24 protein-coding genes are annotated in these 22,003 nt (G+C 62.2%); 13 read left to right on the forward strand and 11 right to left on the reverse strand.

Annotated elements, in window-relative coordinates; translation table 11 throughout:
- From AWC19_RS14000 to AWC19_RS14025, 7 genes are all read left to right on the forward strand, one after another.
- Complete coding sequence (locus AWC19_RS14000; RefSeq protein ID WP_085078656.1) at positions 1-678, forward strand: hypothetical protein; 678 nt, start codon at positions 1-3, stop codon at positions 676-678.
- 38 nt (positions 679-716) lie between these two features.
- Entirely contained in the window at positions 717-1,211 is a 495-nt protein-coding gene (locus AWC19_RS14005; RefSeq protein WP_085078657.1) for a hypothetical protein, read from the forward strand.
- A gap of 33 nt (positions 1,212-1,244) precedes the next feature.
- Positions 1,245-1,643: a hypothetical protein gene (locus AWC19_RS14010; RefSeq protein ID WP_085078658.1), complete on the forward strand. Its 399-nt coding sequence runs from the start codon at positions 1,245-1,247 to the stop codon at positions 1,641-1,643.
- 155 nt (positions 1,644-1,798) lie between these two features.
- A complete protein-coding gene (locus AWC19_RS14015) occupies positions 1,799-2,227 on the forward strand; it encodes a hypothetical protein (RefSeq protein ID WP_085078659.1) in 429 nt (142 codons plus the stop codon).
- Between the two features lie 218 nt (positions 2,228-2,445).
- Positions 2,446-2,862, forward strand: coding sequence for a hypothetical protein (locus tag AWC19_RS29165; protein ID WP_142281164.1), 417 nt, complete (start codon positions 2,446-2,448; stop codon positions 2,860-2,862).
- A 39-nt stretch (positions 2,863-2,901) separates the two neighbouring features.
- Complete coding sequence (locus AWC19_RS14020) at positions 2,902-3,303, forward strand: hypothetical protein (protein WP_142281165.1); 402 nt, start codon at positions 2,902-2,904, stop codon at positions 3,301-3,303.
- A gap of 342 nt (positions 3,304-3,645) precedes the next feature.
- Positions 3,646-5,046 carry an amidohydrolase family protein gene (locus AWC19_RS14025; RefSeq protein ID WP_085078661.1) on the forward strand — a complete coding sequence of 467 codons (1,401 nt, stop codon included), beginning with the start codon at positions 3,646-3,648 and terminating at the stop codon, positions 5,044-5,046.
- 54 nt (positions 5,047-5,100) lie between these two features.
- Here AWC19_RS14025 and AWC19_RS14030 read toward each other — a convergent pair whose 3' ends face one another.
- Positions 5,101-5,688 carry a hypothetical protein gene (locus tag AWC19_RS14030; RefSeq protein ID WP_085078662.1) on the reverse strand — a complete coding sequence of 196 codons (588 nt, stop codon included), beginning with the start codon at positions 5,686-5,688 and terminating at the stop codon, positions 5,101-5,103.
- Positions 5,689-6,005: 317 nt separating this feature from the next.
- Here AWC19_RS14030 and AWC19_RS14035 point away from each other — a divergent pair, with 317 nt between their 5' ends.
- On the forward strand, positions 6,006-7,373 hold the full coding sequence (locus AWC19_RS14035) for an amidohydrolase family protein (RefSeq protein WP_085078663.1): 1,368 nt from the start codon (positions 6,006-6,008) through the stop codon (positions 7,371-7,373).
- Positions 7,374-7,423: 50 nt separating this feature from the next.
- Positions 7,424-8,119 (forward strand): carboxymuconolactone decarboxylase family protein, encoded by a 696-nt coding sequence (locus AWC19_RS14040; RefSeq protein ID WP_142281166.1) that lies wholly within the window; start codon positions 7,424-7,426, stop codon positions 8,117-8,119.
- Positions 8,120-8,183: 64 nt separating this feature from the next.
- On the opposite strand, the gene AWC19_RS14045 is transcribed toward AWC19_RS14040, so the two are convergent.
- From AWC19_RS14045 to AWC19_RS14075, 7 genes are all read right to left on the reverse strand, one after another.
- Positions 8,184-8,897, reverse strand: a complete 714-nt coding sequence (locus tag AWC19_RS14045) for a hemerythrin domain-containing protein (protein WP_211284925.1) — start codon at positions 8,895-8,897, stop codon at positions 8,184-8,186.
- Positions 8,898-9,059: 162 nt separating this feature from the next.
- Positions 9,060-9,638 (reverse strand): hypothetical protein, encoded by a 579-nt coding sequence (locus AWC19_RS14050; RefSeq protein ID WP_085078666.1) that lies wholly within the window; start codon positions 9,636-9,638, stop codon positions 9,060-9,062.
- A gap of 66 nt (positions 9,639-9,704) precedes the next feature.
- Complete coding sequence (locus tag AWC19_RS14055; RefSeq protein ID WP_085078667.1) at positions 9,705-10,106, reverse strand: hypothetical protein; 402 nt, start codon at positions 10,104-10,106, stop codon at positions 9,705-9,707.
- Positions 10,107-10,771: 665 nt separating this feature from the next.
- Positions 10,772-11,554, reverse strand: coding sequence for a hemerythrin domain-containing protein (locus AWC19_RS14060; RefSeq protein ID WP_142281167.1), 783 nt, complete (start codon positions 11,552-11,554; stop codon positions 10,772-10,774).
- 130 nt (positions 11,555-11,684) lie between these two features.
- The gene (locus tag AWC19_RS14065; protein WP_085078669.1) at positions 11,685-12,257 is read right to left on the reverse strand and encodes a hypothetical protein; all 573 of its coding nucleotides are present in this window, start codon (positions 12,255-12,257) and stop codon (positions 11,685-11,687) included.
- Positions 12,258-12,296: 39 nt separating this feature from the next.
- Positions 12,297-12,848 (reverse strand): hypothetical protein, encoded by a 552-nt coding sequence (locus AWC19_RS14070; protein WP_085078670.1) that lies wholly within the window; start codon positions 12,846-12,848, stop codon positions 12,297-12,299.
- A 295-nt stretch (positions 12,849-13,143) separates the two neighbouring features.
- Entirely contained in the window at positions 13,144-13,920 is a 777-nt protein-coding gene (locus AWC19_RS14075) for a hemerythrin domain-containing protein (protein WP_245848965.1), read from the reverse strand.
- A gap of 274 nt (positions 13,921-14,194) precedes the next feature.
- On the opposite strand from AWC19_RS14075, the gene AWC19_RS14080 reads away from it, so the two are divergent.
- Positions 14,195-14,785, forward strand: a complete 591-nt coding sequence (locus tag AWC19_RS14080; protein ID WP_281255282.1) for a TetR/AcrR family transcriptional regulator — start codon at positions 14,195-14,197, stop codon at positions 14,783-14,785.
- Between the two features lie 209 nt (positions 14,786-14,994).
- Positions 14,995-15,657 carry a TetR/AcrR family transcriptional regulator gene (locus tag AWC19_RS14085; protein WP_085078673.1) on the forward strand — a complete coding sequence of 221 codons (663 nt, stop codon included), beginning with the start codon at positions 14,995-14,997 and terminating at the stop codon, positions 15,655-15,657.
- Positions 15,658-15,699: 42 nt separating this feature from the next.
- On the opposite strand, the gene AWC19_RS14090 is transcribed toward AWC19_RS14085, so the two are convergent.
- Together AWC19_RS14090 and AWC19_RS14095 are read right to left on the reverse strand one after the other, a co-directional pair.
- A complete protein-coding gene (locus AWC19_RS14090; RefSeq protein WP_158090870.1) occupies positions 15,700-16,395 on the reverse strand; it encodes an HXXEE domain-containing protein in 696 nt (231 codons plus the stop codon).
- Positions 16,396-16,608: 213 nt separating this feature from the next.
- Positions 16,609-17,823, reverse strand: a complete 1,215-nt coding sequence (locus AWC19_RS14095; protein WP_085078675.1) for an FAD-dependent monooxygenase — start codon at positions 17,821-17,823, stop codon at positions 16,609-16,611.
- Positions 17,824-18,343: 520 nt separating this feature from the next.
- Between AWC19_RS14095 and AWC19_RS14100 the strand changes: the two genes are divergently transcribed.
- The gene (locus tag AWC19_RS14100; protein WP_245848976.1) at positions 18,344-19,747 is read left to right on the forward strand and encodes an amidohydrolase family protein; all 1,404 of its coding nucleotides are present in this window, start codon (positions 18,344-18,346) and stop codon (positions 19,745-19,747) included.
- A gap of 57 nt (positions 19,748-19,804) precedes the next feature.
- Here AWC19_RS14100 and AWC19_RS14105 read toward each other — a convergent pair whose 3' ends face one another.
- On the reverse strand, positions 19,805-20,389 hold the full coding sequence (locus AWC19_RS14105; protein WP_085078677.1) for a hypothetical protein: 585 nt from the start codon (positions 20,387-20,389) through the stop codon (positions 19,805-19,807).
- 230 nt (positions 20,390-20,619) lie between these two features.
- Here AWC19_RS14105 and AWC19_RS14110 point away from each other — a divergent pair, with 230 nt between their 5' ends.
- Positions 20,620-21,987 (forward strand): amidohydrolase family protein, encoded by a 1,368-nt coding sequence (locus tag AWC19_RS14110; protein WP_211284926.1) that lies wholly within the window; start codon positions 20,620-20,622, stop codon positions 21,985-21,987.
- Positions 21,988-22,003: the final 16 nt, after the last annotated feature.

A 22,003-nucleotide genomic window follows, 5' to 3' on the forward strand; every position in this document is an offset into this window, starting at 1 on the left:
ATGAAAAAAACCGTTCGTTATGCCGGTGCGGTGTTGGCAGGCATGAGCATTGCGTTGTCCGCGGGTGTCGTCGTGTTCTCGGGGCCGAGGTCTAATGCGGATCCACCACCGCCACCCTGCATATTCCAGTGTCTCCGCCCTGACAGCGAGATGATCCAGCCGATGCCGGTTATCGTTCCCACCCCGAGCAACTGGCAGCCGAGATTCCCCTTTCCGTTTAACCAGACCCGGAACCGCGTGACGGATGCGGATATCACCGCCGAGAGGGAGATGTGTCAGTGGTACAACGCCCAGTATGAGCAGCTCAAGGATCAAATCGACAGGGTGCAATTCATCCGAATCCAACAGAATGGACCAGGCTCCCGAATCGGTTCCGGTACGGATTGGGACTACAGCGCCGGCGGCATTCAGCAGCAGGTCGACATCGTCGCCACCAACCTCGACCAGGCGGTAGCGTTTCTCACTCCGCGCGCCCAGGCGCTCACGGTCGATCAAGACATGGCCAACGACAATTTTTTCCCACTGTATGAGGGTGAAAGTTTCTACAGGCTGTGGCAGCAGCTGTCCAACGTGGACGACGGCATCAAAGCCCATCAGCCCGACTGGTTCACCGGACCGTCGGTCCAACAAGCAAAGCGGTGGGGCGAGAGGATCCACCGTTCACATGTGTGCGACTAGCGGTGCTCCGCACGCGTGGATCGAGGAAGTGAGGGCTCGTGAGCGATCAGTCGCTGCTTGAGGGACGCGGCGCCCGACCCCAGCTGGTGATGTCGGCAGCCGCAGTCATGACGGTGCTTTCGGTGGGCGTCACGCTGGCAGCGTCGGCCGGCGCCGATGAGGTGGACATGGTGACGAATGCGGTGACGGCGGCCCGCGCCGGAACGCCATGCGGGCCGCTTCACCCTAATCCCACAGTCCAGCGGGTAGCCGAGGTGATCAACAAGTCGTTCAAAGATTGGGCGGACCATGCCGCTTCGCACGCCCCGATCGAGGATCCGCTACCGGGCCTGAAGGAACTCGGCTACCGCGGCAGTAAGGGTGTCTATTTCGGAGGCGCCAGTACCAAGAGTCAAGCCGAAGCTATTCGTGCCGCCCTGCTAGAGGGCTACACCTCGATTCCCGATTGTTCGTACAGCGACATCGGGGCAACCATGGTGTTGGACGAGCGCAGTGGGCAAAACCTCGTCGCGGTGGTCTTAGCCGGCCCGTAGGGCGGCGTGAGTCGTTGAACTACAGGAGAACTCATGATTCGTCTTCTACTCGGCGTCGTCTCGGTCTTCGCTGTCATCTCGGCCGGGTGGCTGGCTCCAGCAGCCCGCGCCGCCGAGAACGTCACCTATGAAGTCGTTTCAGACAACGTCGCCGTGGTCGATGGGATCGAGTACTTCGACGGCACACGGAGAATACTGCTCCGGAATGTCCCGTTGCCCTGGCGCACCACGGCGCAGGTCGCCAACCCACGCAGCTTGGGCACAGACGGGGCCGAAGTGCGTGCCAACTGGTACACCGGTCGGCTGGGCAAGTTCGTGATGGTACGCATCTACTTTGGCGACGTCGTCAGATGCGAAAACGCACTCGACCTCGGCAATGCCGCTTGCTACGGCAGCACATCGTTTAGCACTGCGATTAATGGCGACGAATGAAAACTGTTCTTGCACAACGGCACAACACTAGTATTCGCGCTTTGGGGTACCGGTGGCTGATGGCGCTCGGGTCTGCGGTAGTCCTTGCGTTCGCCGGCGCAGTCCCGGTCCATGCCGACCCGCCTCCCGTCGGCCCGGGCAGTCCATTCCCCGACATGACGACCGTCACCTCCTACTACACTAAACGGGCGCCGGACGAATTCTTCATTCCCGACCATGCCGGCGTGTGGTTCCTAACCCCCTCGGGACTCAACTGCGGCATCTGGGATAGGGGTGGGTTCGGCTGCAGCGGTCCCTACCCCGGCGCCCCCGCGGGCGACGACCACATCGGGTGGTTCAACGGAAACCGCGCAGTGCATCACGGTTGGACCGCGGCCATTCAATTCCCTCCCGGCCAGGCGCAGCGTCCATTGCCGCCGCTGAACTATGTGACCTCGAATTCGACCACCTGTGCGGTCACCTCGGAAAGCAACACCTACTGCGAGCACGGTGAGTTCAAAATGTTCATGACCCCGGCCGGGACGTGGTTCAAAGGTTGGGATGATCGGCAATCCTGGGCTTGCCTTAGCTACGGGTCCTGTTGACGGTGTCCCTTGTGCTGCATGGACATTCGGCCGGGCAACCACCCGTGGGAGCCGCCGCGCCTCGATCATGTGGCGGCCATACACCGAAATTGTTGGCGCGACTCTGCAATGATGGCGGGAGATGCTGTGTGATGGCTTCTCGACGTTTCGCCCAATCGCCCGAGCCGCCGGCGGCGCGGAATGGGCCCCGCACGAGTGAGCCCGCAACGGCGGGTTTTTTGAACCGGAAGCACGCGACCGTAATCGGCTCGCTGGCAGTCACATTCGCGCTGACACTCGGGTTCAGCGTTTGTGCGGCGTTGCCGGCTAACGCGATGAATGGGTCGCTGCAGTTTTGCCCATACCTTCCTTACCTCACGCGTGGCGAGGGTCAGTTGCTTCAGGACGACTACTCGTGGACGCTGTTCAACGTCGATCCCGCGGGACGCAGCGTCGTTGCGCAGTCGGGACGAGACCGGGGGTGTCATGCGGTGTCGCCGGCGGGGAATGCGGCATACAAGATCGCCGTGCAGACCGACTGCACCCTGGGAGGCGCGGGGAACTTCCGCCTTACCGGCACGTCTGCGGTGATCTGGGTTCCCGAGGACGCAACCCAGGTACACGCCCGGGTGAACAGCAATTGGTCGAGCTGTTAAAGGGACACGATGAAGGCGAAGCGCAAAGTGCTAAACAGGTTGACAACCGTCGTTGCGGCAGCCGCGATCGCGTCCGGGCAGGTCCTGGCGACATCAACAGCACACGCCGACCCGAACAATTGCACGGTGCCGGCGGCGCACCTGGACCTCCATCACTCCAGCGGCTACGACGTCGCGGTCAAGGCCCTTGTCGCGACGCTGGGGCCGACGGCGACGGTCCGCGTCAACCCGGACCTCACTTCGGTGGGGAACGCCAGCGGCGGCATAAACCTCCGCACCGTTGATTTCGTAATCACCTGGACGGGCACCCGGAATGTCGTGCACTTCACGGGAACGGTCGATAACAACGGCGTCGCGCATGGCACGTCCACCGGGTTGACGTATCCGGTCAAGCTGGACCCCGGGCCTTGGGACTCCGCTACTCGGCTCGCTTGTCCCTGAAACAGGAACCACCGCACTCGGCGCGGCGCCGCGGAAGCGGCAGATTCAGGTGTAGGGAGGGGTGTGGGACATCCCCGACTTTGTCTCGATTAACGCCTCAGACGGCGTGCCATCGTCACGACTCAGCAGCGGTAACCAGTCGCCGCGTCGGGCTGAAGCGCGTGGCACCTCGGACAAAACACGACGCCAGCGTGCCAGCGGGCGACCCGGCTGGACAACCGAAGTCGCGATGGGTTAGCGTTCAATAACCCGCGTGTGCCCGCGCGTGAAGGTGGGCGCCGGGTCCGAAGGCGTTCAGTTGGGAACGTCTCGAGAACATTCTGTGTGGGAGGACGTGTCACCATGGACCCATTAATCATCTTTTCCGGGGACGGCCACATCGGCCAGCCCTTTGGCGGGTATCGCGACTACATCGATCCGGCGTACCGGGACAGGCTCAGCGACCTTGCCGAGATTCAGGAATTTTTTGCCACCGTCGTGTTCGGCGCAATGGCCAAGCTGCCGGCTGAGGTTCGCGCAGTTATCGACGAGCGGGGTGTGCGCACCGGGCTGCCCGACGTGTTCTGGGATGTCGATAAGCGGGTAGCCGAACTGGACGCCGAAGGCATCGCCTGTGAGCTGGTGCTCGCGGACTCGAGTCTGGCGCCGTTTTTCAGCAGTCTGGGCGATGCCTATCCGGCCCCGCTGCGCTCGGCTGGATCGCGTGCTTTCAATCGTTGGGCGGGTGAGTTCCTCAGCGCCGCGGGTGGCCGAATCGTCGGCAACGCCGAGATCTACCCCGACGACATCCCTGGCACCGTGGCGGATCTGCCGAAGCTGGCCGAGCAGGGGTTCGTGTCGATCACACTTCCCGGCGCGAACGCCGACAACAGCTTGCCATCTCTGGAGAGCCCCGAGTATGAGCCGCTGTGGGCAAAGTGCGCCGAGCTGGGGCTGGCGCTGAGCGTACACGCGGGTTGGGGCAGGCCCCAAGGTGCCGCGATGAAATTCTTCCGCGCACTTGCCGACGAAGGTAAGAGCGCGAACATGATGGCGCCTGAGGAAGCGGCTTCGCAAGAGAGCGGCGAGATGATGGAGGCCTTGGAAAGGCTGGGGAAAGAGAAGAAGATCGATGCCAAGAACCCCGATTCGCCCTTGGCGCTGACCCTGCACCCGCAGCAGGCGCTCTGGCGACTGATGCTCGCCGGCGTATTCGACCGCTACCCGACGTTGCAGTTGGTGTTGACGGAGGTCCGCGCCGATTGGGTGCCGGCGACGCTGAAGTATTTGGATCAGCGATTCACCGAGCATCCAGGCAGGTGCAAACTCAAGCCGAGTGAGTATTACGAGCGCAACTGTGTTGTCACACCGTCGGCCCCGCACCGTGCCGAGATCGAGATGCTGGACCAAATCGGTGTTTCGAAGTTCATGTTCGGCGCCGACATCCCCCACCCGGAAAGCACCTGGCCCAATACCCGGCAGTGGATCGCCGATGCGTTCCGCGGTCTGCCCGAGGACAAACTGCGGACGGTGCTGGGCGAGAACGCTATTCGGGTCTACCACCTAGACCGTGCCGCGCTCGAAAAGACCGCCGCGCGGCTGGCGATCACCCCGAACGATCTGTTCAGCGGCGGTGCTCTTGATGATCGCCTGTTGGCCAATTTCGATGCCAGGGCGGGCTACCGACGTCCCGCCGACGAGGTCGACACGGAGCGGATCGGCCAAGAACTGGATCAGGACTTCGCCCGACTCGCGAAGGTCTGACAACGATTCTTTGTCTGGGACGGACGTTTTCGCAGGCGGACGTCTGATAGTCGGTCAATCGATTGCTGCGCCCCACCACTCGTAGGGAAAACCGAGCCGTTGCCGGAGGGCTTCGAGGAAGACCGCTGGCGGGCCTGCCTGCCACGGGGTACTGAGAGCGTCGACGGTGGAGCGGTTGACGTAGTGCCGGACGTAGGTCGGCAGGGGGAGGCCGGAGCTTTCCAGGAATGGTTCGGCGATGTAACCGGTGAGCTTCTCGTGGATGTAGGCCTCGCCGTGTTCGAGGAGTTCTGGGTGGTCGGCGTCGATGATGTGGAAGCTTTGATTTTGGTCCCAAATTTCGGGCAATAGTTCAAACATTTCCTGGTAGCGGTGTGCGGGAGTTGCTCCGTCGTCTTTTGCGGCGTGGGCTTGGTCTTCGGAGTCGTAGGTGTTCATCTGTTGGCCCATGATGTCGGTGGACTCTTGGCGAATGAGTGAGGAGACATCCAGGTAAGGGTTGCCGTGGGCCCGGGCCTCGTTGAGATTGGTGCTCTCACCCATTCCCCATAGGCCTAGCTCGTCCATTCGGTGCAGGTAGCCGTCGACTTCGGCGGTGTAGTTCTCGTTGTAGGCGACGCCAAACACGCTCCACAGGGCCATGGCTCTCCGATCTCGTTATGTCGTGCCGGGTTCAGCGGTGGAGCCCCGATCGAAGTGACGTTGGCGGCCGTACCTCGCCGATGGCTCACCTCGCGGAGCGTACCCCAGCGGGTTAGCAGCCGTGAACCCTTTCGCCCGAGGGTTGCGGCGTTCAACGGTTTCCGATTCGGAGGCTTTAAAGAGGCGAATCGCCCGATTTGCGGGTCAGGTTTCGAGCATTGCGGTTAGTGACCGCTAGCAGTACTGTCGCTGACAGTGTGGCCTGCCGTAGGCGTGGCGGGCAGTTGGTTCGATGGATCGAAGGGGTGTTTGGACAAGTGCAGCGGATCACGGTGGTTTCTGGCGACGGTCATTTCGGAGGTTCGATCGACGTGTACCGGCCCTACATTGATCCGGCCTATCGCGATCGTCTGGACGACTTGGCGTCCGAGGAAGCCGGCAACTTGATGTTCGCCGGACTGCAGCGCAACAGCATGTTGGTGCCTGGCGTCTACGAGAAGGAGACTCTCGCGGTGGCGCCTGATCTCGGCGAAGACGTCGCCAAGCGCTTGGCGGTGCAGGACGACCAGGGAATCGCGGGGGAGATCCTGCTGGTCGGCAGCGATCACACCCAGCCGTTCTTCACGGTGACCAACCGGGTTTATCCGGCTGATCTTCGGGCCGCCGGCATGCGGGCCTATCACCGATGGGTGGCCGATATAATCAGCGAGGCCAAAGGGCGTCTGTTCCCGGTGGGCTATGCCGGTGAGCTGCTGGACGTAAACGAGGCGGTCGCCGAGCTGCACTGGCTGGCCGAACACGGGTTCGTGTCGGTGTTTTTGCCGGGGTATGTCACCGATAACAGCCGGCCGCCAATCTATGACCGGTCCTATGATCCTTTCTGGGCGGCGTGCGCCGATCTGGGTCTGGTGATCAACCTGCACGTCGGATGGGGGATGCCGCAGGGCGCCATCACCAACTTGTTCGACATGGCGCTGGCCGCGGACAGCAAGGCGCTCGACACCGATGGCTTCGATCTTGAAACGTTCGGCAGCCAGGTCATGGAGATGATGGACGCCAACAACGAAGGGTCGCCGTTCGCTTTGGATGTCGGGCCGCGCCAGGGTGTTTGGCAGCTGATGATGAGCGGAGTGTTTGATCGTCATCCGACGTTGAAGTTGATGATGACCGAGCTCCGGGCGGACTGGGTGCCGGCGACGTTGGCCTTCCTCGACGAGCAGTTCGCCAAGCACGCTCACGGCCTCGAGCTGACACCTAGCGAGTATTTCTACCGCAACTGCGCGCTCACCCCCACTTCGCCGCATCGGGTCGAGGTGCAGATGCGCCGTGAGATCGGCGTCGATCACTTCTGTTTCGGCGCCGACATCCCGCATCCGGAAAGCACCTGGCCGCACACCCGCGAGTGGATCCGGCACGCATTTGCCGGTGTTCCGGAGGACGAGGTTCGAAAGATCCTGGGCGGGAACGCGATCCGCTTCTATAACCTCGACGGCACACATTTGGACAAGATCGCGGCGAAGATCGGTCCCACCGTCGAAGAGGTATATGAGGGGATCGAAGTGGACCAGCAGTACCTGGACAATTGGCAGAACCGGGCCGGCTACCTCAAACCGGTCGAGCAGATCAACACCGGTAAGCTCACCGAACTGATCGAGGCGGACTTCGCCCTACTCGGCGCCCAGTAACGAACTAATCGCTGCCCCTCTCCTCATACCCGTTCCCTAGGAGTGCAAAGTTGCCTTCACCTGCTGAGCAGAAGCCGTTTAAGCTCCGCCTGCCTCACATCGACAATGACGAGCTGATCCGGCGGGCTAAGGAGTACGGACGCCTGCAGCACTGGCCTAAAGTCATGGAGGCGCCGGCGAGGTACGGCGAAAACCTGTTCTCGGGAACCGTTCCGGAGATTTACGCTGCCGATTTCGACTACTGGGTCGTGCTCATGGCGCTCGTTTTGGGCGTCGATCCCTCGCTGCCGCCGGATGAGATTCTGGCACGCGGGGTGCCGGTCGATCAGCCGAAGAGTGAGCAATATCTGCGCTACATGCTGATGTCGACCTGGCTGCACGTCAAGCACATGCACAACGGGTGGACGCGAACGGTGATGGGCGGCTGGGCATCCGAAGGGGCCGGCATCACCCGGACCAAGTTGCTGCTGCTCGACATGCCCGACTCCGACATCTGGACCGATGACGAGCGGCTGGCGCTCAAATTCGTCAAGGCGTCCTTCGAGTGGAACATGACCGACGAGCTGTGGGATGCTGCCGTTGCGGCGTGGGGCGAGAAGTGGATCCTCGCTGTGTTGGCGCTGCTGGTCCATTACTACGGCTACTCACTGCGCTTTTCGGTTCTCGGGCTGGACCGCGTCGACGGCTTGACCCCCGACAAGCCGCTCGGCGAGGTTCTCGGCTTGGTGCCGCCCGGCGGGTCCTGAGATCCAGACGTCACCGCGTTTAGAGATGTCTTAAGACAGAACGCTTTTCGCCGTTCCGGCGGACTCAGGGCTGCGTGGTGCCATGGATGCGGAGGTTGTGGCGCGCATACATGCGGCTGGATATCAGCGGCACGATGACTCGGACCGGGGCGGGAATGGCCTTGAACATCATCGCGATCACTTCGGGATCCGCCTTATAGATGCACATTCCGGCGCCGAGCAGCAACGATTTTGGTGAGAGGGCCCGGAGGGACTGTCCGATGGCCCGCCACTCGGGGTCGCTCAGGTATGCAGCCGCCAGGGGAAGAATGTCGCGCTCTTCGTCCGCCAGATGTTCGACGACCAGTTGGTGCAAGGTTTCGAGTTCGTTGGCCAATGCCGCAGCGTGGTTGGAGTCAGGCTGCTCGAGAAACCTGCGGCGAGCACCTTGCACCCGCTCTAGCGCGGCGTTGATGCCAGCGTGCTGTGTCTCAACCTTGTCGAGTAGTCGACGATCGGCAGCTGACAGCCGGGCTCTGAGGGTAGGCCAGACGATTTCGTCCTCGCCGACGTGATGCTCGTGGAGCAGCTTGCAGATGAAGCCGAGATGATCGTTTACCTTGCGTGCGTGTTTGCGATCTCCTGGCTTGACCCGACGGACCGCCGCCGGTGCGAGGCGAAACTCGCGTGACAAAGCTGCGTGAATAACCAACATGTCGCGGACATCGACGAGCGCGGTCGGGCTCTCGGCGGGATTCCCGTGCGGATCGCACGCCCGGGTGCGGTCGGTACTAGTCACGAAAGCCAGCCTAGGCCCCGGACGGCGTGGCTACCATTCCCTACTTTGTGGTAATTAATCTCGCCGACCGCGACGGTCCGAAGCTAACCCGCAGCTAAGTGACGGCTGGTCCACCCCGGCTGTGTTAGTGGGCGCTTAATTTCCGGGCCGACTAGTAATCGGTCAATCGATCGGTGCGCCCCACCACTCGTAGGGAAATCCCAGTCGTTGGCGTAGTGGCTCGAGGAAGACCGCCGGTAGCCCGGTGTACCACCCGTCCGCGAGTCCGATGACCGTGTTCTGGTCGACATATGAGCGGATGTAGGGAGGCAACGCGGCCGAGTTCGCCCGAAACGGCTCGGCGATGTAGCTCGTGAGCCGTTCGTGTATGTATGCCTCGCCATGCTCGACAAGCTCAGGATCGTCCGCATCGATGATGTGGAAACCATGGTTCTGGTCCCACATGCGGGGAATGTTTTCGAACATCTCCTTGTACCCGTACCCCGCGGGCTCCTCGCCTGACGCGCGACCCTCGTCCTCGGCGCGATAGGTGTTCATTTGACCGGCCATTCGCGCGGTGGATTCGTGCCAGGCGACCGACGACACGTCGAGGTAGGGATTGCCGTGCGAGCGGGCCTCACTGAGGTTGTTCGGGTTTTCCTCGATTCCTGCCCAGCGCGCCCCCATCTGGTGCAGGAAGTCATCCATTTCCTGGGTGTAATTTCCGTTGAATCTGAGCCCGTCTACGTACCACATCGGCATAGTGTCTCCTAAGTTCGGACCGTCACTCTAAAGGCGATATTTGGCTGCCGGTTCTCTGCGCCGCGATCACCTCGGGGTTTGACTGTCGGCCCAGTACCCTCTGCCGGTACAGGCTGTCTTACCGACATCAAGTGTGATTTCGCAGAGCAGGCTTCCTTTGCTGTAAATGCGGAGAGTTACCCATAGATAACGGCCGGCGTTCGGGTACGTAATCGTGCCGGGTTGCCACTCGGCGGCAAGCCGTGCGTCGTCGCTGCGGGCGTTGTCGACCATCACGCTGGTTCGCCACGGTAGCGGTACGTTCTGCAATGAATGTGTTCCGGCGGTGTCAGACCAGTCGATGTTCGCCGTCGGGATGGTCGATGACCGGACTTCGTACACCACGGGATCGTCGGCGTGAGCGACCGGTGCCAGCGCCAGCGGGGAGATGCAACTCATCAGTGCGACGATGATGGGGTAGATGCGCATCGTGTGCTCTTTCTTGCTCCGAATGTCGCTGTCGGCCGATGTACGGAGTCAACCACAATTGGGTTGTTTCGCAGTAGGGTTAGTCGTGAAAAATGTGAGAAGGCCGTTGCGGTTCTCCGCGACAACTTTCACCAGCCGGTTCGACCCGGCGGAACAGCAGAGGGTAAGCGCCGTGACTTTGAAACGATGCATCGGACTCTGGGGCGTCGGAGCTGCGCTCGCCGCAATCGCGGCCGTGGCCGAGGGTGTGGCCGCGCCGGGTGTGGCATCCGGTGTGCCATGTGACGGGGTGAGTTGCGCCGACCATGTGCGGACAGGTGCAGTCGAGGGTGCTTCATGCGAGGCCATGCGCATCTACCCATTCGGAGTGGATGCGAGCGGCAACACCTTGATCTGTCTGGCCTCATACCGCCACCCGAGGACGAACACCTGGACGCGAGTTCCGCAATTCGACGGGGTGAAATTTTACGGCGAGGCTTGTTCCGATGACCAGGCCGCCGCGCAATCACCTGAAGGCATACCGCTTCGGTGCACCGACTCGATATGGCAGCAGTACATCATCGGGATTCCGCAAGGCTAGTTATGTCCGGATGGCGCCTGAAGAAGCGGTGCAGGGCGTACAGATGGCGTGGTTCGGGCACGTGCCACATAGCAATTCGCAGAACCTAGGGCCGCCTAGTGCCGTGAACGCGGGCGGCGCGGCGGACGTACATGAGGCGCGCCAGTGGGGGGATGGCAATTTTGGCCGGAGCTGAAAGGGAGTACAGCACCACGTTGGTGAGCCGCCGGTTCACCCGGTAGCAGGTCATGCCGACGATGAAGAGAACAGCTTTGAATGAAAGCACAGCTTTCCCCCCTTCGTTTACGGCGTGCCACTCGGCTTCGCTCAAGTAAGCGGCGGCCAGCGGGAGAATGTCGCGTTCTTCGTCGTCGAGGTGACGATCCACCAGCCGGGACAGCGCGTGCAGCTCGTTCGCCAGTGCGTCGCCGTGGTGGTGATCGAGGTGCAAAAACCATTGGCGCCGAGCATCTTCGACCCGTTCGATGCAGCTCGTGATGTCCGCATGTTGGATCTCGATCTTGTCGAGCAGCCGACTTTCCTCGGCGGAGAGGCGTTCTCGTAGGACGGGCCAGAGGATCCTGTCCTCGCCGTCGTGATGCGCATGAAGGGCGTAGCACAGCATGCCGAGATATTCATCGACGGCTTGAGCATGCTTGCGATCCCCTGGCTTGACTCGCGCCACTGCCGCGGGCGCGAGGCGAAATTCCCGGGATGCGGCCGCATGAAACACCAGCATGTCGCGGATGTCGACAAGCTCAACCGTGCCGCCACCGCAGTTCTGCAGATCATCGACGGGGCAGATCCAGGTGTAGCGAGCAGGATCCTTCCGGCAGCGGTCGGTGTGACGGTGAGCCGTGAACGTCGGAGTTCTGCCGGTCTCAGTCACGGGGCCGGCCCAAGCCTCGAAGGGATGCCTCACCCGCCAACGTCATGGTTGCTGACGCTTGGGATAACGGGGTCCTGCGTCGCACCACAGTCGGAAAGGCACTCGCAATCGTCGGTTTCACGTGACGAGATCAGCCTGACTGGGTGACGGTCTTGGCGCCGCGCTCCGCCGCGAATTCCGGCCAGGCGAGGCGTGCGTCAGGACCGCCGAACCACTTCTGCGGGAAACCCAGCCTGTCGCGCCACACGGCCTGAACGATCGAAGGCGGGAACGTGTTGTTCTTGACGCACGACACCCCGATCACGTTGAGGTGGTAAGCCACCTCTGGGTTCGCCTTGGCGACGTCGATCCAGGGTTGCACCGCTTGAACGTGCCACCCGTCATCGCCCAGCGAGACCAGGTCCGGGTCGTCGCGGGGGACCATATTGCGGATCTCCATCGCCGCTAGCGATGGCGAGAGGATCCGCAGATTGCGCAGCAGGTTATCCACATCTTCGACCTCGGCGCGCAGCGCCGCGAGGCCATCGCGGCGAAACACGCTGGCATGGGTATAGATGGGATGTCCCCAGGTGCGACCGAAGAAAGTACCACGGGCCGGGTCGACGCCCGGGTACACCTTTTCCACTCCGCGTGTATCCAGCTCGTCCAACGCAGTCGGGGCCATCCCCCGGTTGAAGCGGTAAAGCCATACGGTGAACATCATCGCGCTTCCATCCTTGTGAGTCTCATCAGCGGCCCTGCGCTAGTCGTCGATCTGGGCGCTCGGCCACGCGTAAGGCAACCCCATTTCCTGCCGGATGATCTCCATGAGGATCGTCGGCGGCAGGTGGCCCGCGGCGAACGAATTGAGCACGATCGAGTTGACGTAGTGCTTGCAGGTGTCCAATCCGAAGTTTTCTGGGCGGTCTTCCTCCGGCATCGTCCAGAGATCAGCCATGTGGCTCGTCAGTCGCTCATGAATTCGTTCTTCGCCCAGCTCCAGGAACTCCGGGTCGTCGCGGTCGAAGATGTGGATGCTCTCCATCCGGGTCGCCTGGTCGGGCAGGAGTTCGAAGAGCGGCATGAACAGCCCGTTGTCCTTGTCGTAGAACTTCGCGTCGAGCTCGCCGCGGCGGTTCTCAACCGAATCGAGCCAGGCGATGCTCATGGTCTTCATAAACGGGTTTCCGTGAACCCGACAGCCATAGTCGCGTCGGTCATCGCTGGCCCACTCGTCCCCCCACTCACCGTTGATCGCGGCATCGACCTCGCGGGTGTAGTTGTCGTTCCAATTGATCGAGTCGATGTACCACATGGCAAGTCACACTCCCTCGAGGAAGACGTAATGGCCGACCGTGATCTCCGCCCGCCACCACAAATCCTGCGTCGTTCGGACCATACTGCTAGCGGGTACTAACCGCAATGCTCAACGCGCGGCAGCTAGCGCGTGAGTTGAAGTCGCAGCTGCTGCTACGTTTTACGATTCCTATCGACCACTCGCACCCCGGTTGACTTAGCCGACGGTAACCCTACGAAGCGCCGTGTCCGGGACGAATCGACCTCCCGTGCGCGATGGTCATCGCGGGCGAGTAGCCCGGGGTGCGAAGCTGTTAGGGACGCCTCGTGCCGTAGACGCGTGCGGCGCGGCGGGCGTACATGAAGCCGCCTATCCGGACGACGGCGGGTCGAAGTGGGGCGGGGATCACACCGAGGATCACCTGTATGAGCTCGCGGTCTGTCCCATAACAACACAAGCCGGCAGCAAGCAGCAGCATCTTCGGCGAAAGCGTCAATCCGGCCTCGTTGATGGCGCGCCATTCGCGTTCGCTCATGTACGCCTCCGCCAGCGGGAGAATGTCGCGTTCTTCGTCCTCGAGATGTGTGGTGACCAAGTCGTAGAGAGTTTGCAACTCGTTCGACAATGCGCTGCGCCGGGCGCGGTCGGGATTTTCCACCCACTCGCGGCGAGCTTTGTTGACGCGCTCGATACTGTCGTTGATGCCGACATGCTGGCTCTCGATCTTGTCGAGCAGCCGATTCTCGTCAGCGGATAGCCGCGGCCGCAGGACCGGCCAGAGGATCGCGTCCTCGCCGCCATGATGTTCGTGGAGCATGTCGCAGATCAGGGTGAGATGCTCGTCGACGTATCTAGCCTGCTTGCGATCACCAGGGTCAACTCGACTGACCGCCGCGGGCGCGAGGCGAAACTCCCGTGCCAACGCGGCGTGAAGAATCAGCATGTCCCGAATATCGACACTTGAGGACGCGCCTCCCGCCGGCCCACTCGCGGCGTCGGGGCATGTCCAGGTGTGTCGAACGGGATCTTTTTGACAGCGGTCCGTATGACGGTGCGGGCTGAACGCCGGCGTGCTGGAGATCTCGGTCACTGGGCCAGCCTAAGCCTCCAAATCTGTCCTCCCAAGGCTCTAATTTGTGACCGCTAACGTCCCGGCGGGCCGCTGCGTGGTGGGGCCGGGGGTCGAAGTGCCGCGTCCGTTCAATTCTCGACACTATTTTGAGATCCGATCGTCTCGTAACGTAGTAAGCTAACCCCTCGTGAACCGTCTCCCTCGCCAGAGGCAGGACGTGGCGCAACGACGCCCGGGCCGACCTCGCATCACTGACGAGGCCGCGGTCGCTCGCGCGGTGCTCCAGGCCTTGGTGGATCGGGGCTATGACGGGATGACCGTCGACCACGTCGCCCGGCTCGCCGGGGTCGGTCGCGCCACGCTGTACCGGCGCTGGCCGACGAAGACGGCCATGGTCATCGATGCGCTGAAACGGAGCCAGGTGGCCGTTCTGGAAGATCCTGACAGTGGCGACCCTCAGGCTGACTTCGAAGTCCTGCTGCGCGTTCTGTATGCCGCGATCGAGCGGGAGCACCCCATCATCCGGGCTCTGGAAATAGAGACACACCGTCACCCCGACCTGGGTGTTGCGCTGCAGCGCGACTTCGTGGCGCAGCGAAAGGACGTCCTCATCGGCGTGCTGCGTCGGGCTGCCGCCGATGGACTGCTTCGAGCACCGTCCGACCTGGAGCTTCTCGCCCGGGTGGGTCCTGCCCTGATCTGGGAGCAATTCGCCTTGTCGGCCGAGGGGCCGTGGGACTCGGACCTACTCCGGCGGATCAGCGACCTCATCTTCGTCGACCGCGTGCCCTCCCGCGCCGGCATTAACGAGCATGATCGCGCGGCTGATGTCGGTAGCAACGATGCGACGTACTCCGTCGCCCACGAGCTTGGATCCGCGTGACTAGGCGCTGGTCAGAAACCGGAGACGAAGGAGAATTGCCCATAGCCTGAATCATCATCGACGAATGCTGGCATAGAGCAGGCAGTGGCTTTTCCTGCAGCACTGCCACGGCGGCCACCGCGCGATCGTGATCTGCGTCGCGCGGCATGTCGTGTTGCCTTAGTGGGCGCTAAACTTCCTCCAAAGGCTGGAAAACCCGGGACACTGAGGTGGCATTCAAGATGGCTAGACGGCAGGACGTCGAGACGCGCTCGTCGCGACAGAAGGAGTTCATTGCGGCCGCGGCGCGGCTCTTCTCGGCCCGCGGTTACCACGCCGTCGGCATCAACGAGATCAGCGCCGAACTCGGGCTGTCCGGACCCGCTATCTACAACCACTACTCCAGCAAGCAGGCACTGCTGATCGCGGTGCTAGACGACGTGATCACCACCCATCTGGAGAGCACGCGCGATCTTGTGTCTTCACTGACGGACCCGTACGAGACGCTGGCGGCCATCATCGACCACCACCTCGCTTTCGTATTCGATCAGTACGAAAACATCGTGACGTGGCGCACTGAATTTCGGAACCTTCCAGAAGCCGACAGCCATCGGCTGCGTTACCTGCAGCGCCTCTTCATTGGCGAATGGGTTAGGACCGTATCCAAGTTGCGCCCGGAGTTGGACGAAGGCGTAGTGCGAGCAATGTGTGATGCGGCGATCGCATTGCTGCAGTCACCGACGGAGCCTTGTGCCGCGGACCCTCGGAAGCGGCCTTCGCACAGCGGATTGCCGCGGGAGGAACTTGCGCCCGTGCTCGCCCAGATGGCCTTGGATGCGCTGCTGGGCGCCCGTGTCCCCGCAGAAGCGGGTGCCAGTAACGGCGCGGCCTAGTAAAAGCAGGCCTAGTAAAAGCAGCGGACGGTTAGCCGACCGTCAGGCTTGCTTTTTCGCTGCGCGGCTTCGCTGGGCGGCTTCAAACTTTTCCGGAATCCGGAAGCGCGCCAGTTCGTCTTCGTCGAACGGGTGGTAATTCGGATCATCGCTACCGAGCCACACTTGTTCGACCAGATAAAAGCAGCCCACCCCGCCGGCGATTGTGTATGCGACTGCGAGCGGCCAGTCCCATGCGCCAACCAGGCCGTGATCGTAGATGTACTTCACATAGATCACACCCAGCGGCAGCCAACCGAGCACGGCTGTAATGGTGCCGGGGCTGATCAGGGATCGGATCTGATAGTTCACGACGATGCCGTGGCCGATCACCTGAAGGACTGACCCGAAGATGAAGGTTCCCAGTGCCAGCCAAATCGTGTGCGGGAAGAAGACCGGCAGAAGGTAGAAGACGTACGCAAAGGTGCAGTTGGCCGCCGCCGACGAGAGCTGGTTCAGCGGCTTGAAAAAATTTCCGCCCACCAGCGGGATGAATATCTTATTGGCCACGTACGGAAATCCGCCGGGCCAGCTGTACTCCTCGAATTGATGCAGGACAACAATGATGAAGTTAATGATCACAATTCGCTGGAGAACATCGAGGTGCTTCCAGGCGATCGCAAGGTAGATGCCCGCGATCAACCCAGAGACGACGCCCACGTCGTGCCAATGCCGCGAGAAAAATTTCAACGGGGTCATCTCCGACTCCTTATTTGACCTGGTTGCAACCGCCCCGACGCGCCGCGCCGACCAAGTGGTTGGCGACCGACTGCCGAATCGTACGATACGAGACGGTCCCATATCAACACCAAGCCACCTGCGCCCAGGTTAACTTCAAGCCGCCGTTGGTTAGCGCTCAATAACCTGCGCTTTCGAAGGATTCGGCCGGGTCCGTGAATCGCAGCCTGCGCACTACTTGGGGCGTTTCATGCATTCGGTATCTGGATAATCGGGCAGGTCGATTTTGTCGGCCGCGACGTTGACGAGTCTCTTGCCGAGCAGGTTCATGGCAGCTCGACCGACGGGACTTGCGGCGAGCCGGGCGGCTGCGTGTAGTGCGCTGATGCCCGCTGGGGTGCGGGGGCTGATGCGCCGTAGCAGGCGGGCGCTGACGTGCCGAGTGGCGTCGACGTGGGGACGCATGAATTGTTCGTACCGGATTAGTGCGGCACAGTGGTCGTCGGTTCGGGATAGTTCTCCGGCCAGGACGTAGGCCTCGATGAGGGCAAGACTGGTGCCGCCACCGTCTGCGTTGTAGAACGCGGTGTCGCCGAGCAGCGCTATGCGGCCCTTGCTCCAGTTGGGGGCCCGTAGGTGGCCCATGGCTTCGAAGTAGAGCGGTGCGTCTCCGTCGAGTTCCGCGAGTACGCGCGGAGCGACGCCGCCGACGTCGGCAAAGGTCCGGCGCAAAATGGAGATTTGATCGGCTCTGCCGAGGTCCTCGAGGCCGCGCACGTCGGACAAGAAGCTCAGTATGGCGCGGGTGGTGCCGAGGTTGTCCGGCCGCAGGTGCACAGAGCGGGAGCCCGGTGCGTGTTGCCAGTTCCACCATTGGTCGTCGGTGTCCTGGCGGGCGATGGTGAGGTAGGCGATGAACACGCCCAGTTCGTGGACTTCGACGGAGGTGACGTACTTGCGTGATCGCGAGCGCAGTCCTTCGGCGATGACGACGACGTCGGCGTCAATGGCGGATCCATCGTGCAGGGTTGCGGTCACGTGGTCGCCATGGTCGATGAGATCGGAGATCTGGGTGGCGAAGCGATAATCGGTGCGGTCGCGGGTGTGCTCGACCAAAATGCGAGACATCTCTCCGCGTAGGATCTCCAATTCCGCGGTGGGCCCGTCGATCTTGCCGCCGGCATTCGCAGGAAAAGACGCCGCCGGTGAGCCGTCCGGGTTGATGAAGCGCATACCGACTTCACCGGTGGCGGCCGCCCGAAGATCGTCTTCGATGCCCATCCGGCGGGCGACTTCGCGTGCGGCGCCGCGCACGTCGATGTTCTGTCCCTCGTCGCGGCGCTCGGGGAAACGCTCGATGACGGTGGTCCGCCAGCCTCGGGTGGCGAGTTGATGGGCCAGTGCGGGTCCGCCGATGCCGGCTCCCGAGATGACTGCGTGGGGAGTCATGCGGGCTGACGTCCCGGGTATGCCAGCCTGCTCCGAACATCATCCATCTAGATCAGCGTAATCCGTCTGATCGGAGGCTAGACCCGACCGGCGGCCAGCTCGCGAGCCGATCTTCGGGCAGCGATCGGCGGCTCCCACCGTGCGCTGATCGAAATCCTCTGTGGCACAATGTGATCGAACTACTCTTGATCACCTACATTGCGCTGACGCGGCGCGTCACCTTTGCGTCTAATTCGGAGCCCGCAGTGCTGCCGGTGCAGCTCACCGGTCACGACCAAATCCCCTAACAAGCGCAGCTTTGTGGCTGCTAACGGGGCCGAGAAGGCAGCTATCCAGCGGATTGGCAAGCTCGTCTCCTACCGATCAAGTGGCGACTTGGAATCAACGATGGCGCTTCTGGCGCACGAGCGAGGCGGTCCATGTCGCCAATCCTGGACAAGCGAAGGCGCAATGGGTTAGCGTTCGCAAATCCTCGCTAGGCGCATCAGTGCAGGGTTGCTTTGCTGGAGGGCCGGTGAACATGGATGACCCATTGGTGATCGTTTCGACCGATGGCCACATCGGGCAGCCGTTCGAGCAGTATCGGGACTATATCGATCCGGCGTACCGGGACCGGCTCAGCGATTTGGCCGAGATCCAACAGTTTTTTGCGACGGTCGTGTTCGGGAAGTTGGGCAAGTTGCCGCCCGATGTCGCCCGGGTGGTCGATGAGCGCGGGGTGCGCAGGGGCCTGCCGGAAGTGTTCTGGGATGTCGACAAGCGGGTCAAGGAACTGGACGCCGAGGGCATTGCCTGCGAGTTCGTCATCCATGACGGCAGCCTGGCGCCGTTTTTCAGCAGCTTGGGTGATGCGTACCCGGCCGATGTCCGCGCCGCGGGCGCCCGTGCCTTCAACCGCTGGGCGGGCGAGTTCCTGAGCGCAGCGCGCGGCCGAATCGTGGGCAACGCGGAGTTGTATCCCGGCGATATCGCCGGCAGCGTGGCGGACCTGCCGGGCCTGGCCGAGCGCGGATTCGTCTCGGTCACGCTGCCGGGCCACAACGCCGATCCGAGCTTGCCGGGCCTGGAAAGCCGTGAGTACGACCCGTTGTGGGCGACCTGCGCGGAACTGGGACTGGCGTTGAATGTGCACGCTGGTTGGGGCAGGCCTCAGGGCGCCGCGATGCAATTTTTCCGCCAGCTTGCTCCAGGGGCGAGTGCGAACATGATGCAACCCGAATCCGGCGCTTCGGCGGAGGAGGGCGGCGAGACGATGGAGGCTTTGGAAAAGCTGGCGCGCGAGAAGAAGATCGATGCAAAGAATCCCGATTCGCCGTTGGCGTTGACGCTGCATCCGCAGCAGGCGCTGTGGCGGTTGATACTGGGGGGTGTTTTTGATCGGTTTCCGACGTTGCAGCTGGTGTTGACCGAGGTCCGCGCCGACTGGGTGCCGGCCACCATCAGGTATTTGGATGAGCTCTTCGCTAAGCATCCGGGCAAGTGTGAGCTGAAACCGAGTGAGTATTACGAGCGTAACTGCGCTGTCGCACCGTCAGCGCCGCATCGCGCCGAAGTCGAAATGCTCGATCAGATCGGGGCTTCCAAGTTCATGTTCGGCGCCGACATCCCCCATCCGGAGGCCACCTGGCCCAACAGCAGACAGTGGATCGCTGATGCGTTTCGCGGTGTTCCCGAAGACAAGCTGCGGATGGTGCTGGGCGAGAACGCCATTCGGGTTTACAACTTGGATCGCGCAGAGCTCGAGAAGACGGCGGCGCGACTGGCGGTCAAGCCCAGCGATCTGTTTACCGGCGCTGACCTTGATCCTCGGCTTTTGGACAACTTCGACGCCAGGGCAGGTTACCGCCGTCCCGCCGACGAGATCGATAAGGACCAAATCCGCCGAGAGCTCGAATCAGACTTCGCTCGACTCGCGAACGTCTGACCTACTTAGCAACCGCTGCCCACCCGGCGACCCGCAGCTGGGTCGGGCACATGGGCGTCAGTCGATCGGTGCCCCCCACCACTCGTAGGGAAATCCCAGGCGCTGACGTAGTGGCTCGATAAAGACGGCAGGTAGGCCCCCGTGCCACCCCTTCGCAAGGCCATTGACTGTATTGCGCTCGACATAGGGCCGGATGTAAGGGGGCAGTACCACCTCCGAGCCCTCGCGGAAAGGTTCAGCGACATAGCTGGTTAGCTGCTCGTGGATATAGGCCTCGCCGTGCTCGACCAGTTCGGGATCGTCGATGTCGATGATGTGGAAGCCGTGGTTCTGGTCCCAGATTTCCGGCAGGACCTCGAACAACTCCCGATAACCGTGCCCGGAGGGGGCCTCCTCACCTGCTGCACGAGCCTCGTCTTCTGAACCGTAGGTCTTCATCTGTCCGCCCATGACGGACGTGTTTTCCTGACGGATGATCGAGGTGATGTCGAAGAACGGGTTGCCGTGGGCGCGGGCCTCATTAAGGTTGTTGCCCTCGTCCATCCCCAACAGCCCTAAGTCATCTAGCCGGTGCAAAAAGCCGTCGATTTCGGCGGTGTAGTTCTCGGTGTATCTGGCGCCAAACACATACCACATTGCCATCGGCCTCCGACCTCCTTATGTCGCTTCGGAAGGTTAGCATCCGTGAATTTGGCGAGCGAACGTGACAGGGGAACGAGACGAAAACCCCTGCTAGCGCCGAGGGATTACCGGAAGCTTGGGGCCGATCACACCGGGTCAACCGAGGTCATTGCGGTTAGTCACCACTAGCGGTAGTGTCACTGCAGCGGGTCGCGGCAGCGTGGCTAGCGGCCGCATTGAGCAACGTAGGAGTGACTGGCAAAGTGCAGCGGATCACGGTGGTTTCAGGAGACGGGCATGTCGGCGGTGCCATCGACGCGTATCGGCCCTACATCGATCCCGCCTACCGCGATCGCCTAGACGATTTGGCCGGTGAGGAAGCCGGCAACCTGATGCTGGCGGGAATGCAGCGGAAGAGCATGACGGTGCCGGGCGTCTACGAGCTCGGTGACGTGTCACCGCCAGACCTCGGCGGTGATGTGGCCAAGCGGTTGGCGGTGCTCGACGACCAGGGGATCGCCGGGGAGATCCTCCTATGCGGAAGCGATCACACGCAGCCGTTTTTCACGGTGACGAACAAGGTTTACCCGGCGGAGCTCCGGGCCGCCGGCTTGCGGGCCTATCACCGGTGGCTGGCGGATGTGATCAGCGAGGGCGACGGGCGTCTGTTCCCGGTGGGCTACGCCGGGGAGCTCCTCGACATGGACGAGGCTGTCGCCGAGCTCCACTGGCTCGCGGAGCACGGATTCGTGTCGGTCTTTCTCCCCGGGTATGTGGCCGAAAAGAGACCGCCGATCTATGACCGGTCCTACGATCCCTTCTGGGCGGCATGCGCCGATCTCGGTCTGGTGATCAACCTGCATGTGGGCTGGGGCATGCCGCAGGGCTTGATCACCAAGTTCTTCGACCTGGCCCTCACCCCCGAGGGCAAACCGGTCGACACCGACGGCTTCGATCTCGAATCCTTCGGCAACATGCTGATGGAGATGATGGACGCCAACAACGAAGACTCGCCGTTCGCGTTGGACGTCGGTCCACGCCAGGGCCTTTGGCAGCTGATGCTCAGCGGTGTCTTCGACCGGCACCCGACATTGAAGCTGATGCTCACCGAGCTGCGCGCCGACTGGCTTCCGGCGACGCTGAAGATCCTGGATGAGCACTTCGCCAAGCATGCCCAACACCTTGAGCTCACCCCCACGGAGTACTTCTACCGCAACTGCGCGACCACTCCGACATCGCCGCACCGGGTCGAGGTGCAGATGCGCCATGAGATCGGTGTCGATCACTTCTGTTTCGGCGCCGACATCCCGCATCCGGAGAGCACCTGGCCGCACACCCGCGAGTGGATCCGGCACGCATTCGCCGGCGTGCCGGAGGATGAGGCCCGAAAAATTCTCGGAGAGAACACCATTCGATTCTTCAATCTCGATAGCACCCATCTCAACGAGATCGCCGCGCGGATCGGGCCCACCGTCGAGGAGGTGTTCGGCGGCATCGAAATCGACCAGCAGTTCTTGGACGGTTGGCAGGAACGGGCCGGCTACCTCAAGCCCGTCGAGCAGGTCAACGCTGGCAAGCTGGCCGAACTGCTCGAGGCAGACTTCGCGCACGTTAGATAGCTACGAAAGCCCGATA

The sequence above is a fragment of the Mycobacterium palustre genome (assembly GCF_002101785.1).
In the GTDB taxonomy this organism is placed as follows: Bacteria; Actinomycetota; Actinomycetes; order Mycobacteriales; family Mycobacteriaceae; genus Mycobacterium; species Mycobacterium palustre.